Source organism: Chryseobacterium sp. KBW03, from assembly GCF_003852415.1.
Lineage (GTDB): Bacteria > Bacteroidota > Bacteroidia > Flavobacteriales > Weeksellaceae > Chryseobacterium > Chryseobacterium viscerum.
The window spans coordinates 209,891-223,870 of record NZ_QAJO01000012.1 but is presented as its reverse complement, the minus strand read 5'-3'; the positions used below and the strand labels follow the sequence as shown (position 1 = coordinate 223,870).

The window sequence follows — 13,980 nt, the reverse complement described above, 5'->3', positions numbered from 1 at the left end:
ATAATTTACTATTATGAAGTATTTAAAAATATTTTCTATTCTTTCTATCATGGTGGCCACACAGTCTTGTCTTTCTGCAGATGAAGATCCGGTTCCGGTTCCTCCTATGACAGGATCTGAAGTAAATGTAAAAATCGGAGGCCCTACTGAGCCTAATCAGGTTTGGATCGACTTAAGTGACTATACCAATCCGGCTGTCAACAGCAGAACAGCTTGGGATCTTGGTTTTTATAGCGGTGATGCATACAGAGTTACTATGAATGGATCTATTGCCATGACAGTAGTTAAAATACCCAATGCTACAGATATCAGCAAAGTAAAAGAAGCTGATGTAGCAAGTTTGAAAGAAACCGCTCAGGTGGGAACATTTGATGCAGCAAATATGAAATATGTTGACAATCCGAACGGAAATTTCTTAACTCAGACTTCCGGGATTGATGCTATAAAAGAAAATGATGCTGACAACCCTATTTATCTCATCAATCTTGGGAGAGAAATACCTTCTTCATCAAACATTGGAGCTGGTTCTGTTTCATTGTCCAGTGATCCGAGAGGATGGAAAAAAATTCAGATCCTGAGAGCTCAGAATGGATATAAAATCCGTTATGCAGATTTGAATGCAACAGGAACAGATATCAAAGAATATATCATTACCAAAGATACAGAGTACAACTTTACATTCTTTAACCTGAAAACAGGAACTCCGGTAAAGATTCAGCCTAAGAAAAAGAGCTGGGATTTAGCATTCACAACATTTACCAATGAAGTATTCATGGGGCCTACAACCAGTGCAGGAAGTTATTTTTATGCTGATTTTGTAACAACAAATACGCTTAATGGAGTAGGAGCATATCAGGTAAGTGTTACGGGAAGTTTAGATGCTGCATATGGTGCATTTAAGTTAAAAGATGTTGAGCCGGCAAAATTTGTGTTCAATGATCAGAGAGCTATCGGAGATAAATGGAGAACAACTACAGGTACAGCTTCCAACCCGGTTCCTTTTGTGTATGCAGACCGTTTCTTTGTATTAAAAGATGCTGAAGGTTTCTATTTCAAATTGAGGTTCAATACCATGAAGAATACGAAAGGAGACCGTGGATACACCAATTTTGAATTCGAACCTTTATAAATAATCAAATAATAGTATATCATGAAAAAATTCATCCTTGCAGCCTCTGTTCTTGTAGCAGTATACTCTTGCAAAAAAGCAGAAGGAGCCGCAAAAGAAAATACAACAGAAGCTACTTCTGAAGCACCAAAAACCAACAATAAAATTGTAACATTAAACGGTGGGATTACTGAAATCGTAAGTGCTCTAGGCCACGAAAAGGAAATCGTTGCAACAGATGTTACCAGTACTTATCCTGCAAGCTTAAAAGCTACAGCAAAAGATTTGGGTCACATGAGATCAATGACCATTGAGCCAATCATGGCAGTCTCTCCGACATTAATTTTAGCTTCGGATAAAGATATCAACCCGGAATTGATGGGGAAAATCAAATCTTCAGGTATTCAGACTGAGGTTTTCAAACAGGAATACACGGTTGAAGGAACCAAAAAACTTATAGAACAAGTAGCAAAAGCTATCGGAAATACAGATTATCAGAAATTAAATGATAAAATTGATGCTGATCTGAAGCAGGTACAGCCCATTGCTAAAAAACCAAAAGTATTGTTCATCTATGCAAGAGGAAATATGTTGATGGTTAGTGGTAAAAATACACCAATGGCTTCATTGATCACCCTTGCTGGTGGAGAAAATGCCGTAACTGATTTTGAAGATTTCAAACCATTGACCCCTGAAGCAGTTGTAAAAGCTAATCCTGATGTATTGTTCTTCTTTGAAACTGGTCTGCAGGGAGCAGGAGGAAATGAAGGAGCGCTAAAAATGCCGGGCGTATCTCAAACCAACGCAGGTAAGAATAAGAAAATCATCGCAATGGACGGAGGTTTAGTTTCAGGTTTTGGACCGAGAGTAGGAGAAGCAGCAGTAGGATTAAACAAACTTTTAATTGAAAGCACAAAGTAAACTATACTTTTATCTTATTATAAGTGCAGTACTGCTTGCCATTATAGCAGTACTGTCACTTAATACAGGAGTCTATGATTTTGGAGGGAAATCTCCATTCATGGTTCTGTGGCAATTTATAAAAGGAGACACCCATTTATCATTGAGTGATAAATATGTGATTTGGGACGTAAGAGCAGCCAGAATTATTATGGCCATCTTAGTAGGAAGTATGTTGTCGGTTTCAGGAACAAGTCTTCAGGGACTTTTCAAGAACCCTTTGGCGACGGGAGATTTAATAGGACTTACATCAGGAGCAACCCTGCTGGCAGCAATTGCAATTGTTTTAGGAGGGCATTTTAAAGAATATCTTCCTGAAGCAGTACAGTTTTCACTGGTAGGAATCTCGGCTTTTATAGGTTCTTTTTTATCAATGATGCTGGTATATAAAATATCAACAAACGGAGGAAAGACCAATGTAGTCATGATGCTGCTTACCGGAGTGGCAATAACGGCGATCGGTTTTTCAATAACCGGATTTTTGATTTACATCTCAAAAGATGAACAACTCAGGGATCTTACTTTTTGGAACTTAGGAAGTTTAGCAGCAGCAACATGGACAAAGAATATTATCCTGGCCGTTGTTCTGGTTATTGCTTTCATTATTTTACTACCTAAAGGAAAAGCATTGAATGCGATGATGTTGGGAGAAAAAGATGCACAGCACTTAGGAATTAATGTGGAAACACTAAAAAGGCAGATTATTATTATTGTAGCTTTAATGGTAGGAAGCTGTGTGGCGTTTTCAGGAACAATTGGTTTTGTAGGTCTTATTGTACCTTATATTTTAAGACTTTTATTCAAATCCAATTATGCTTTTATTTTGCCATTATCAGCAATGTGTGGAAGCATTTTGTTGCTGACAGCAGATACCTTCAGCAGAAGTATTGTGGCACCGTCAGAATTGCCGATCGGAATTTTGACAGCCTTAATGGGAGGTCCTATTTTCATCGCTATTTTGGTAAAATTTAAAAAATCACTGTAATGATCAAGGCGCACCAGATAAATTATAAACATAAAGAATTCCGTATTCTGGATGGGGTAGATGTCTCTTTGGAATATGGTGAATTTTTAGCCATTGTAGGCCCTAACGGAGCTGGGAAATCAAGCCTTCTGAGCGTTCTGGCAGATGAGGTGAAATCCGGTAATAACAAAGTCCTGTTTAAAGATAAGCCCATTAGAGATTGGAATATAAAAGAACTTTCAAAACACAAAGCAAAGTTCTCACAGCATAACAGCAATGATATTCCTCTTGAGGTAAAAGATGTAATTATGATGGGAAGGTATCCGTATTTTGATGCCCAACCCGGAAAAGAAGATCTTGAAGCCATGAACAATATGATGTACGAAACAGATATTTTTCATCTTAAAGAAAGAGAATACAATACACTTTCAGGAGGCGAAAAGCAACGTGTACACTTATCGAGGGTAATGGCGCAGCTTGAAAACGAGATTGCCCATAAGCTGGTTTTTCTGGATGAACCTTTGAATAATTTGGATATAAAACATCAGTATAAGGCGTTGGAAATTATAAAAAACTTTACCAAAAAGGCCAACAGTGCTATTGTTGTTTTGCATGATCTGAACCTTGCTGCACAATTTGCAGATAAGATTTTATTAATGAAATCAGGGCAGGTTTCCGCCTATGGAACCCCACAGGAAGTTTTTACAGCAGAGAATATCAGCAATGCCTATAACTTTCCCTGTACCATCTGTGACCACCCTATTACGAATAACCCAATGATCATTTTTGGATAACCATGGAAAAAGAAGAACTCAAAATCCTCGCACAGAATCTCGCCAACCCAGAAGGGGAAAAAGGCATTGAGATCGGTGAAATGATGAATGCCACTAACATCAGCATGACGTTAGAAAGTATCAGAACACTTGTGATAGATGACGATCAGCAAATTCTTGAAATAGGACACGGAAATGCAGGACATCTGAAAAGCATCATGAGTCTCGCAAAGAATTTGAAATATACGGGAATTGATATTTCCGAAACCATGCATAATGAAGCCAAAAGACTGAATAAAGAATTCGAAAATCAGGCTGAATTTATATTGTATGAAGGAAAGAAGCTCCCTTTTCAGGATAGGGTTTTTGATAAAATATTTACAGTGAATACCGTGTATTTTTGGGAAAACCCAGTGGAATTCTTAAATGAAATCTACAGAGTTCTGAAAGATGACGGAACCTTCGTTCTTACATTCGGGCAGAGGGACTTCATGGAAAAACTACCCTTTACAGAATTTGATTTCACCTTGTACAGCAACAGTGAAATGGAAGAACTGATTTCCAAAAGTCATTTTCAAAGAATGAAAACTTCTGAAAAAGAAGAAGAAATAAAAAGCAAAACAGGAAACGAAACAATACAAAGAATTTATACAATTTTAACCATAAAAAAGTAAAATAATGAGCACATTAGTTAATGATTTAAAGGAAAAATGGGAGGCTCTGAAAGCAGAAAATCCACATATAAGAATAAGAAATGCAGCAGCACAATTAGAAGTAAGTGAAGCAGAATTATTGGCAACAAGCATTGGAGAAGGAGTAACTTCCCTGAACCCAGATTTCCCGGGAATCCTTACTGAAGCTGAAAAATTAGGAAAAGTAATGGCCCTTACCCGTAATGAAGAATGTGTTCATGAAAGAAAAGGAACGTATCTGAACGGAGATTTCAGCAGTCCTCATGCACAGCTTTTTGTAGGTGAAGATATTGATCTTAGAATTTTCCTTAACCACTGGAAATTTGCTTTTGCGGTAGCGGAAGGAGATAAAAAAAGCCTTCAGTTTTTCGGAAAAGACGGTTTGGCGCTTCACAAGATTTATTTGACTAAAGATAGTAATGAAGCAGCTTTCGATGCCATTGTAGAAAAATTTAAAGCAGAAGATCAGAATCACGCACTTACTTTTGAAGCAGTAGCTCCAAAACAGGCTGAAAAAGCAGATTCAGAAATTGATGTAGAAGGTTTCAAAAAAGCTTGGACAGAACTAAAAGATACACATGATTTCTTCATGATGACCAGAAAATACGGTGTAAGCAGAACACAGGCATTAAGATTGGCACCGGAAGGATTTGCTAAGAAAATTGATAATGCTAAAGTGGTAAACATCCTTGAAGATGCTTCTGAAAAGAATACTCCAATCATGGTTTTCGTAGGAAACAGAGGAATTATCCAGATCCATACAGGAAATGTAAAGAAAACACTTTGGCATCAGCAATGGTTCAACGTGATGGACCCGGATTTCAATTTACACCTGGATGTAACGAAAATTGCAGAAGCATGGATCGTGAAAAAACCAACAGAAGACGGAGAAGTAACAGCTATCGAAGTATTCAACAACGAAGGAGACTTTATCGTTCAGTTCTTCGGAAAAAGAAAACCTGGAATTCCTGAACTTCAGGAATGGAAGGATCTTGTAGCATCATTAGAAAAGTAATAATTAGATAATTTGAATGAGACCGTTTTGTTTGTAAAATTCAAAGCGGTCTTTTTTATTTCAGATTTTGGCGGATAGTGGATAAAAAAGTAAAAAGGCAGATTTGTAAATGAACGAATTCACTATTGTAATGCAGAGAAAGTCAAATATTTGTGTAATTTGTGTTTAAATATAAAATAAAATGAAAAATATTTTCATCGCGATACTGCTGGCAGGTTTCTGCTCATTAAAGGCACAGGACTTTAAAGCGTATCAATTTTATGATAAAAAAGGAAAGGAGGTCAAGACGGATAAACTGGTAAAAGAACTGGCGGATTATGATGTGGTTTTTTTTGGTGAAAATCATAACAGCTCCATCAACCACTGGCTTCAGCTTAAAATAACAGAAGCACTTTTTGCAAAAAAGAACGGACAGCTTATTCTGGGAGCAGAAATGTTTGAAAGAGACAATCAGGCTCAGCTGGACCAATATTTAAACGGAAAGTTTGATGCTAAAACATTTAAAGACTCCGCTCGTTTATGGAACAATTATAGTACAGATTACAAACCTTTGGTAGATTTTGCTAAAGATAAAAAACTGAACTTTATTGCAACCAATATTCCGAGAAGATATGCATCTCAAACTGCTAAAGAAGGTCTTGAATCTTTAAATAAATTAAGCGAAAAAGAGAAAACATACATTGCTCAGCTGCCTATCAAAGTTACTTTGGACACTCCCGGATATCAAGAGATGAAAAAAATGATGGGTGACCATGCTGAAGGAACAAAAGTAATGAATTTTATTTCAGCCCAGGCAACAAAAGATGCTACCATGGCTGAATCTATTCTGAAAAACTACAAGGCAGGAAAAATGTTTATTCATTACAACGGAAATTACCACAGCAAAGAATTTGGTGGAATTTACTGGTATATCAAACAGAAAAATCCTAACCTGAAAATGGCCGTCATCTCAGTTTTTGAATCAGATGATACTGAGTTGAAAGTACCCGCCAAAGATTATATCCCAACAGATTTTAATCTGATTATTCCGGGAGATATGACAAAGACCTTTTAATTATTCTCTCGCAAAGGTGTCATTCTGACGAAGGAAGAATCTCACTATTAATTTATTATAAGATTCTTCAATCCATTGCATTCCTTTCAGAATGACAAAAATCAATTACTTACATACAATTCAATAGGAACGGGCTTTAGCCCGTTTTATTTTTATAATAAAACTCCAATGGCTTTAGCCAAAACTTAAAATTCACGGATAAATAATCATTTTTATTCTACAATATTTACCTTTGTATCACATTCAAAAAACATGAAGAAATTACCCATCCTGCTGATCCTTTTTATAGGCTTAATGAATGCCCAGAAACTCACTTCTAATGAGCTTTCAATTATTAATCAGGGAGATGCAAATACTGCGCTGCCAATCTATCAGACGACAGATAACAATCAGCATAAAACATTGCTGAGTATTTCTTCGGAAGCCGATCCCCTTGACCCGAATACCGCTGTTTTGGTCAAAAGAATGAAAGAATCTCTTCTTTCAACAGATGGTGGAGTAGGAATTGCAGCCCCTCAGGTGGGAATCAACAGAAAAATTATTTGGGTGCAGCGTTTTGACAAAGAAGGAACTCCATTGGAATACTTTATCAATCCGGTAATTATCTGGCGTTCTGATCTGCAGAACCTTGGCCCTGAAGGAGATTTATCTATTCCTGATTTCAGAGATCAGTTCTATAGAAGTAAAGTGATTCAACTGGAATATGTGGATTTGAAAGGGCAGAAATATTCAGAAATAGTGGAAGGTTTTACAGCCGTTATTTTCCAGCATGAGATCGACCACCTTTCCGGAATCCTGATTTCCGATAAAAAGGAAAAAGAGAAAAATAACTCTTACAAAAAAGTAGACGCCTATCAGAAAAGCGATTTGATGAAAGATAGAAGATAATGATGAGTTATAAATTTTGAATTATGACAAGCTATTATATAATGTGAATCGATCAACAAGATTGAGTGAATTTCTGTTTTCTATTCATATTTTGCAATAAAATCTTTTCCATTTTCATATTCTGCGGGATTCACGTAAGTAACTATTCCAATATCAGATTGTAAAAGTTTTTTAAGCTGATTAAAATACATGTTCTTTTCTTCTTCAGTAGCATCCATCGTTAAGCTCATTATAAGCTTATCATCATCAGTAATGTTGGCTCCTACCATTATTCTGTTCGGATTGTCATGATATTTATTCCAGTAAAATGTCTGATCGATGGAAGGAGTTTCAATGAAATAACTGATCATTTCCTCCTCTGTTTTAAAAATATAATTTTTATCGTGTTTTGGATATGTGTAATCAAGATTTAATTTTTCATAGTCGGGAATAAAAGTATTCAAAACCAAATCAATGATCTCTCTTGATTTTTGTCCCGCATAAACCTGACAAACAATATCTATAATGATTTCCATTACATAAAATTACTCTATTTTTAAGAAAATAAATAGCAGCATTAATCATTTACAATAAACATAATCATCTGTGCCCATCTGCGAAATCTGAGGGAAAATAAAAAATAAAAAGGAGCTGTTTCCACGGAAACAGCTCCTTTCGTTATAACTATGCTTAAAAAAATTGGATTAATCGTTGTTAGTTACCGCTAACTTCACCTCTATATTATTTCTGGTAGCATTAGAATAAGGACAGATCTGGTGTGCCTTTTCTGTCAACTCCTGGGCCTCTTCAATAGAAACTCCAGGGATGTTCACATCAAGCTCTGCAGCCAGTCCGAAACCACCATTTTCAAGTTGGCCAATGCTTACCTGTGCCGTTACTGTAGTTTCTCCCGTCTTTACTTTAGAAAGACTGATTACTCTGTTCAGCGCACTATCGAAGCATGCAGAATATCCGGCTGCAAAAAGCATTTCAGGATTGGCAAAATCATCATTCGCTCCTCCAAGAGCTTTAGGCATTCTTACTTCAAGATCCAATACTCCGTTTTCACTTTTCACATGTCCATTTCTGCCACCCTGAGCAGTAACCTGGGTTGTATATAATGTTTTCATTTATTTTTCTATTTTGTTTAAGATTTTTAAAACTGTTTCTTTAAGCTGTAAAAGCTCTTCAGGCTGTATATCAATTTTTTTCTGGATTTTTCCAGGAATTTCACAAGCCTTTTCACGAAGTTTTTTGCCAGCTTCATCTAAAAATACTTCAACCACTCTTTCGTCTTCTTTTTTACGTTTTCTGATGATGAATCCTTTGGTTTCCAGTCTTTTGAGAAGAGGAGTTAAAGTCCCACTATCCAGAAATAGCCTTTCTCCAATATGAGATACCGTCAGGCCGTCTCCGTCCCATAATATCATCATCACAAGGTACTGCGGATATGTAATGTCGAGCTCATCAAGAAAAGGACGATAAAGCCCTGTAATCTCTTTAGCAATTACATACAACGGAAAGCAGATCTGGTTTTCTAATTTGGGTGTTTTCGGATTTTCCATAAGTTTGAGTACGAAAGATTCGATGAAGGTATTACTTTTTTATGATAAATTCATCCATTGGAATTCTGACTTTTTTCATAGAAGACAGCCAGTCATTAGCTTCGTCACGGTATCCAAGGTATAAAAGACTTACACTTTTTAGTCCTAATTCTTTTAATCCCAATACTTCATCCACTACAGCGTTGCTGAAACCTTCTGCCGGTGTACTGTCGATTTTAAGCTCTGCAGCCTGTGCAAGAGCAATACCCAAAGCAATATACGTCTGGCGGGCAGTGTGTGCAAAATGCTCTTCTGCAGACTGTGCGCTGTACATTTCTTTGATTTTATCGGTATAGCTTCCGAAACGTCCTCTTGGAAGATCTCTTACATCAGTATGATAATCGTAAACTTTGTCAATTTTTTCATTAGAATAGCTGTCCCATGCTGCAAAGACCAAAACGTGAGAAGAATCTCTCATCACTTCAGGGTTCAAAGCTCCGGCTACCATTTTATCTTTCAACTCCTGGTTTTCTACTACAATAATTCTGAATGGTTGTAAACCGGATGAAGTAGGAGCCAGCCTTGCTGATTCTAAAATAGTATTAAGGTCTTCTTGTGAAATTTTTTTGTTGGGATCATAAGCTTTTACAGCGTGTCTCCAGTTTAGATTTTCTATTAATGACATTTTTCTTTTGGTTTTAAATTAAACTACTTGATGATTATTGAACTTCAATTCTAATTTTTTGAAGTAAATTAACTATGCAAATATATGACAAATTAAATTGCACGCAATTTAATTTTGAAAGATTTTATTGATAGCGATTATTGATGAACTAAAATAAGCAAGAGAAAAAACGAATTTGCCTTTACCCATTTCCACATGATTCGGATTTTTTAAAAGCACTGCTATTCTAATCTTTGTAATAGAATTTTAAACTAAAAACAATGCAGAGATTTAAAAACAAAACCGCTTTAATTACGGGAGGAACCAATGGAATGGGTTTGGCAACCGCTCAAAGATTCATTGAAGAAGGAGGATCTGTGATTATCACAGGAAGAAGTGAAGAAACTGTGAATCTGGCTTTGGAAAAACTAGGGGAGAAGGCTTCTGGAATTGTATCCAATGCCGGAAATATGAAAGACCTGATAAAGCTGCAGCAGGAAGTCAGAAAATATACGGAACATATTGATCTGGTCTTTGCCAATGCAGGATACGGAAAATTTGTACCCGTAGAATATGTAGATGAAAACCAGTTTGATGAACTTTTCAATATGCTGGTAAAAGGACCTTTTTTCACCGTTCAGCAGATGCTGCCATTGATGGAAAGAGGAAGTTCGGTTATTTTCAATACTTCAGTGGCGACAGATATTGCCATGCCTAATTTTTCGGTGTATTCGGCAGCCAAATCAGCAGTACAGTCTTTCATCAAAACCTTTGCGGTAGAGCTCACAGAACGGGGTATTCGTGTGAATGGAGTAAGCCCGGGACATATTAAAACCAATATTTTTAATAATACAGGTTTAACCGGGGAGCAGATCGAAAGTGCCATTAATGATATTATTCCTACAATCCCTTTCAAAAGACAGGGAGAACCATCAGAGATAGCCAGTGTCGTTCTTTTCCTTGCTTCAGAGGAAGCTTCATACATCCATGGAGCTGAGATAAAAGTAGATGCCGGGATTTCTGTGATCAGATAACGCCGGATCATTTAAGCTTTTGATGAGGATCAAAGATTATTTGACCTCCTTAATCTCTTTGATGATATTGGTTTTATTTTCAATACCTATATCATATGTTTTACTTTTCTTAAAGCTTTGGGTCGCTTTTTCCAGAAGAATTTTGTAGTCAGTAGATTTTTTTGAAAGATAAAAAACCTGAGCACTTATGCCGATAGAAACACGTATAACCTCATTCGGTTTGTCGGGATCTTCGGTAATATTGGTTATCGTGGAATTGTTATACCAGGTTAAATTCTGTGAACTGGAGTTACCGGAACAGGATGTGATCATAATAAAAAGTAATAATAGATAGGACCAGGGTTTCATAACGAAAAGTATTAAGTGAAAAAGCTCCTGCAATATATTACAATAAATACAGGAGCTCTCTATAAATTAGTTAAAATCCACAGCTAGCTACACTTGGTGCAGGAGAAGGAGAACATCCTGATAGGGATGAGAATATATTCAATACACAGTTGGTATTTACATAATTGTTATCATACAGTAAAGATCCTGACGGACTTCTGTAATAAACATTTCCTGCCGTATTGGCGAAAGAAGATACAGAAGCAGATCCACAGCTGGTATTGGTACATGCAGCTCTCCATGCAGCATCAGTTACAGGTCCGCTTGAGAATAATGAAGGATCTATGATTCTTTTCTCAACAACTCCTGAAGCATTCTTAAAGCTTACCAATATGGCTACGTGATATACCCAAGATACACAGCAAGTTCCTGTAGAAGCTCTCAGGTTTCCATATACGAATTGTTTTTCACAGTCGTAACCTGCATTCAGTAATATTTGTCTCATTTTGTGAGCTCTTGCATAGCAGCCATCAACAGGATATCTGAACGTGATACATGGTGAAGATGCCGTAGAAGTTCCGCAAGCCTGATTTTTGATTTGGGCAAACAGACTGTTTAAAGTGGCCAGATTAGGAATAACACTTACCGCTTTCCTGTTTTCTTCTTTTGCTTCTTTGGTGAAGACAGATTTGAAATAACGGATGTCATCATCTGTTGCTTTGTCTACTTTTGCAATTTCGTTAGTATTGGCCTTCAGGAAAACATGAATAGGTGTTTCGTTCTCAACAGCCGTTTTGATCATGGAAATATAAGCTGCATTTTCTTTACTGTCCTTAATTTCATAAGGCTGGGCAGTAACCATAAATGAGATTTTGAATTTTCCATCTTCTTTCTCGATCCCTACCGGGACGGTCTTGCCAAAATCTTTCATAGCAGTTTCGTTAGACTCTTTTGCTACAAGATTCGGATCCTGGTTGGCGCTTGAATCTGAGCAGGCATTGAATGACATCATCGTCACAAATACCATCATGGATAGCAGAAATTTTTTCATAGTTTTTATATTTTGGTGGTTAGTTTTTAGTGAACTTTTTAATTGTAATAGTTCACTATTTTGTGATATTAAAAGTAATAAAAATTAAAACATATGCAAGATTTTTTTTCAAAAAATACATAATTGTGTTATATTTTTGATTTTATGATATTGGAAAGGGGAGAAAACCTAATGATTTTGATAGTGATATTCAGGAAAAGCAGGAAATTGTAAAATATCGAAGTTTTTGATTCTTACGGGCTGGATTCTCTGGAATAGATAAAATATAAATAGATCCGTTTTTAGTGGATGAATGCCTGCATTTTATGTACAGTTTATCTATCTTTTTACCCATTCCGTGGGAATCAAACATTATAATAATTTAAACTAAAAAACCAGTTTCAACTATTGAAACTGGTTTTTATGATTGTTATATCTTATTTTATACAGACTATTTGTAGATCAATTCTGCCTGGAAAACGTCTGCAAAATGTTTTCTGATCTTAGCCTTTAATTCTTCCATTTCTTCTGGTGTCAGTTCTCTTTCAAGCTCTCTTTTTAAAGAAGTCACCTGCTTATCTTTGATACCACATGGAATAATGTATTCAAAATAGCGCATATCCGTATTCACATTCAATGCGAAACCATGTAGGGTTACCCATCGGGAAGCTTTCACTCCCATAGCACACATTTTTCTGGCATAAGGCTTACCAACGTCTAGCCAAACTCCGGTTTCTCCAGGAGAACGTTCTCCTTTAAGACCATACTCAGCAATGGTTCTGATGATCACTTCTTCCAGGTTTCTCATATATAAATGAATATCCGTAAAAAAGTTTTCAAGGTCCAGAATAGGATAGCCTACAACCTGTCCGTAGCCATGATACGTAATATCTCCACCACGGTTTACCTTTACGAAAGTGGCATCAATTTTTTTCAGTTGATCCATACCGGCAAGCATATTTTCTTCATGTCCGCTTTTTCCCAAAGTATACACATGGGGATGCTCTACAAAAAGAAGGTGGTTAGGAGTTGTAATATGCTGTTCTTCGGGAAGATCCCTATTTTTTATTTTGGTATCAATGATATTTTTCATCAGTTGTTCCTGGTAGTCCCAGGCAGGCTGATATTCTTTGATCCCTAAATCTTCAAATTCTACTGCTTTATTCTGATTTGTATTCATTTCAATTTTTGATATACAAATTTAGTGAATTTTACCCTTTGATGGAATGGATAAAATCTATGGCACTTTTCTTCCAGTCTTTATCCTGAAGTAAAATATTCACAAAGGCTGTTCCGATGATCCCGCCATCCGCTTTTTCCGTTACATTTTCAAAATCCTCTTTCGACTTGATTCCGAATCCGATCATCACTGGATTTTTAAGTGGAAGGGAAGCTACTCTGGAAAGGTAGTTTTCATTTTTTAAGACCGCATTTTCATTCCCCGTTGTAGAAGAGGAGCTTACTGCATAGAGAAAACCTGAACTTAAAGAATCCAGATACATCATTCTTTCATCGGAAGTTTCCGGGGTTACCAGAAAGGTAAAATTGAGATTATATTGCTTTAATATAGACTGATAATTTTTCTCGAACTCGATAGGAGGGAGGTCAGGAAGAATTAATCCTGAAACACCACTTTCAGAACATGCCGCACAGAACTTTTCAAATCCAAAACTCAATACAGGGTTGATATATCCCATCAGGATAATCGGAATTCTGATTTCATTTTTGATGGCTTTTAATTGAGATAATAGCTTTTCAATCGTCATTTCGTTCTGTAAAGCCAGTTCGTGGGCTTTCTGAATCACCGGCCCGTCAGCCACAGGATCAGAATAAGGCATTCCGATTTCGATCATGTCTGCTCCGGAATCCTGAATCAGTTTTATAATATCAGTGGTGTCTTCCAGTTGTGGAATTCCTGCAGTGAAGTATATATTTAGTTTTTTCATTT

Annotated in this window: 17 protein-coding genes; 9 read left to right on the top strand and 8 right to left on the bottom strand. The window is 36.5% G+C overall.

Translation table 11 applies throughout. The features are described 5' to 3' along the window. Window positions 1-13 precede the first annotated feature (13 nt). The 8 genes from DBR39_RS20980 (at window position 14) to DBR39_RS20945 (ending at window position 7,454) form a co-directional block, all read left to right on the top strand. A complete protein-coding gene (locus tag DBR39_RS20980) occupies window positions 14-1,129 on the top strand; it encodes an HmuY family protein (RefSeq protein ID WP_228447884.1) in 1,116 nt (371 codons plus the stop codon). Between the two features lie 21 nt (window positions 1,130-1,150). Beyond that, window positions 1,151-2,029: a hemin ABC transporter substrate-binding protein gene (locus DBR39_RS20975; RefSeq protein ID WP_103234974.1), complete on the top strand. Its 879-nt coding sequence runs from the start codon at window positions 1,151-1,153 to the stop codon at window positions 2,027-2,029. Next, complete coding sequence (locus DBR39_RS20970; RefSeq protein ID WP_124536369.1) at window positions 2,013-3,053, top strand: FecCD family ABC transporter permease; 1,041 nt, start codon at window positions 2,013-2,015, stop codon at window positions 3,051-3,053. Before DBR39_RS20975 ends, DBR39_RS20970 begins: the two co-directional genes overlap by 17 nt. Further along, a complete protein-coding gene (locus DBR39_RS20965) occupies window positions 3,053-3,826 on the top strand; it encodes a heme ABC transporter ATP-binding protein (protein ID WP_124536367.1) in 774 nt (257 codons plus the stop codon). The genes DBR39_RS20970 and DBR39_RS20965 overlap by 1 nt, the downstream gene beginning before the upstream one ends. A 2-nt stretch (window positions 3,827-3,828) precedes the next feature. Further along, a complete protein-coding gene (locus DBR39_RS20960; protein WP_124536365.1) occupies window positions 3,829-4,479 on the top strand; it encodes a class I SAM-dependent methyltransferase in 651 nt (216 codons plus the stop codon). A gap of 4 nt (window positions 4,480-4,483) precedes the next feature. After that, complete coding sequence (locus tag DBR39_RS20955; RefSeq protein ID WP_124536363.1) at window positions 4,484-5,512, top strand: hemin-degrading factor; 1,029 nt, start codon at window positions 4,484-4,486, stop codon at window positions 5,510-5,512. Between the two features lie 181 nt (window positions 5,513-5,693). Further along, complete coding sequence (locus DBR39_RS20950) at window positions 5,694-6,566, top strand: ChaN family lipoprotein (RefSeq protein ID WP_124536361.1); 873 nt, start codon at window positions 5,694-5,696, stop codon at window positions 6,564-6,566. Window positions 6,567-6,818: 252 nt separating this feature from the next. Next, window positions 6,819-7,454 carry a peptide deformylase gene (locus tag DBR39_RS20945; protein WP_124536359.1) on the top strand — a complete coding sequence of 212 codons (636 nt, stop codon included), beginning with the start codon at window positions 6,819-6,821 and terminating at the stop codon, window positions 7,452-7,454. An 80-nt stretch (window positions 7,455-7,534) separates the two neighbouring features. On the opposite strand, the gene DBR39_RS20940 is transcribed toward DBR39_RS20945, so the two are convergent. The 4 genes from DBR39_RS20940 to DBR39_RS20925 all read right to left on the bottom strand — a co-directional run bounded on the left by DBR39_RS20940 (window position 7,535) and on the right by DBR39_RS20925 (window position 9,662). Next, on the bottom strand, window positions 7,535-7,969 hold the full coding sequence (locus DBR39_RS20940; RefSeq protein WP_124536357.1) for a hypothetical protein: 435 nt from the start codon (window positions 7,967-7,969) through the stop codon (window positions 7,535-7,537). A 168-nt stretch (window positions 7,970-8,137) separates the two neighbouring features. Further along, the gene (locus DBR39_RS20935) at window positions 8,138-8,563 is read right to left on the bottom strand and encodes an organic hydroperoxide resistance protein (protein ID WP_124536355.1); all 426 of its coding nucleotides are present in this window, start codon (window positions 8,561-8,563) and stop codon (window positions 8,138-8,140) included. Further along, complete coding sequence (locus DBR39_RS20930) at window positions 8,564-8,998, bottom strand: MarR family winged helix-turn-helix transcriptional regulator (RefSeq protein ID WP_124536353.1); 435 nt, start codon at window positions 8,996-8,998, stop codon at window positions 8,564-8,566. It lies immediately after the preceding gene. 31 nt (window positions 8,999-9,029) lie between these two features. After that, window positions 9,030-9,662, bottom strand: coding sequence for an NAD(P)H-dependent oxidoreductase (locus DBR39_RS20925; protein WP_103233743.1), 633 nt, complete (start codon window positions 9,660-9,662; stop codon window positions 9,030-9,032). Window positions 9,663-9,922: 260 nt separating this feature from the next. Between DBR39_RS20925 and DBR39_RS20920 the strand changes: the two genes are divergently transcribed. Next, on the top strand, window positions 9,923-10,675 hold the full coding sequence (locus DBR39_RS20920; RefSeq protein WP_124536351.1) for an SDR family oxidoreductase: 753 nt from the start codon (window positions 9,923-9,925) through the stop codon (window positions 10,673-10,675). 36 nt (window positions 10,676-10,711) lie between these two features. Here the strand turns inward: DBR39_RS20920 and DBR39_RS20915 are convergent, their stop codons facing one another. The 4 genes from DBR39_RS20915 to trpA form a co-directional block, all read right to left on the bottom strand. Beyond that, window positions 10,712-10,987 (bottom strand): hypothetical protein, encoded by a 276-nt coding sequence (locus DBR39_RS20915; RefSeq protein ID WP_228447883.1) that lies wholly within the window; start codon window positions 10,985-10,987, stop codon window positions 10,712-10,714. Window positions 10,988-11,093: 106 nt separating this feature from the next. Then, entirely contained in the window at window positions 11,094-12,053 is a 960-nt protein-coding gene (locus DBR39_RS20910) for a protein-glutamine glutaminase (protein ID WP_124536347.1), read from the bottom strand. Window positions 12,054-12,483: 430 nt separating this feature from the next. Further along, on the bottom strand, window positions 12,484-13,212 hold the full coding sequence (gene lipB / locus DBR39_RS20905; RefSeq protein WP_103233737.1) for a lipoyl(octanoyl) transferase LipB: 729 nt from the start codon (window positions 13,210-13,212) through the stop codon (window positions 12,484-12,486). 31 nt (window positions 13,213-13,243) lie between these two features. After that, window positions 13,244-13,978, bottom strand: coding sequence for a tryptophan synthase subunit alpha (gene trpA / locus DBR39_RS20900; RefSeq protein WP_124536345.1), 735 nt, complete (start codon window positions 13,976-13,978; stop codon window positions 13,244-13,246). Between the last annotated feature and the right edge of the window lie 2 nt (window positions 13,979-13,980).

Coding starts and splice junctions, on each gene's coding strand:
- DBR39_RS20975 (WP_103234974.1), top strand. CDS start 1,151: ATGAAAAAATTCATCCTTGCAGCCTCTGTTCTTGTAGCAGTATACTCT.
- lipB (WP_103233737.1), bottom strand. CDS start 13,212: ATGAATACAAATCAGAATAAAGCAGTAGAATTTGAAGATTTAGGGATC.
- DBR39_RS20940 (WP_124536357.1), bottom strand. CDS start 7,969: ATGGAAATCATTATAGATATTGTTTGTCAGGTTTATGCGGGACAAAAA.
- trpA (WP_124536345.1), bottom strand. CDS start 13,978: ATGAAAAAACTAAATATATACTTCACTGCAGGAATTCCACAACTGGAA.
- DBR39_RS20920 (WP_124536351.1), top strand. CDS start 9,923: ATGCAGAGATTTAAAAACAAAACCGCTTTAATTACGGGAGGAACCAAT.
- DBR39_RS20910 (WP_124536347.1), bottom strand. CDS start 12,053: ATGAAAAAATTTCTGCTATCCATGATGGTATTTGTGACGATGATGTCA.
- DBR39_RS20935 (WP_124536355.1), bottom strand. CDS start 8,563: ATGAAAACATTATATACAACCCAGGTTACTGCTCAGGGTGGCAGAAAT.
- DBR39_RS20925 (WP_103233743.1), bottom strand. CDS start 9,662: ATGTCATTAATAGAAAATCTAAACTGGAGACACGCTGTAAAAGCTTAT.
- DBR39_RS20965 (WP_124536367.1), top strand. CDS start 3,053: ATGATCAAGGCGCACCAGATAAATTATAAACATAAAGAATTCCGTATT.
- DBR39_RS20950 (WP_124536361.1), top strand. CDS start 5,694: ATGAAAAATATTTTCATCGCGATACTGCTGGCAGGTTTCTGCTCATTA.
- DBR39_RS20915 (WP_228447883.1), bottom strand. CDS start 10,987: ATGATCACATCCTGTTCCGGTAACTCCAGTTCACAGAATTTAACCTGG.
- DBR39_RS20955 (WP_124536363.1), top strand. CDS start 4,484: ATGAGCACATTAGTTAATGATTTAAAGGAAAAATGGGAGGCTCTGAAA.
- DBR39_RS20960 (WP_124536365.1), top strand. CDS start 3,829: ATGGAAAAAGAAGAACTCAAAATCCTCGCACAGAATCTCGCCAACCCA.
- DBR39_RS20945 (WP_124536359.1), top strand. CDS start 6,819: ATGAAGAAATTACCCATCCTGCTGATCCTTTTTATAGGCTTAATGAAT.
- DBR39_RS20930 (WP_124536353.1), bottom strand. CDS start 8,998: ATGGAAAATCCGAAAACACCCAAATTAGAAAACCAGATCTGCTTTCCG.
- DBR39_RS20980 (WP_228447884.1), top strand. CDS start 14: ATGAAGTATTTAAAAATATTTTCTATTCTTTCTATCATGGTGGCCACA.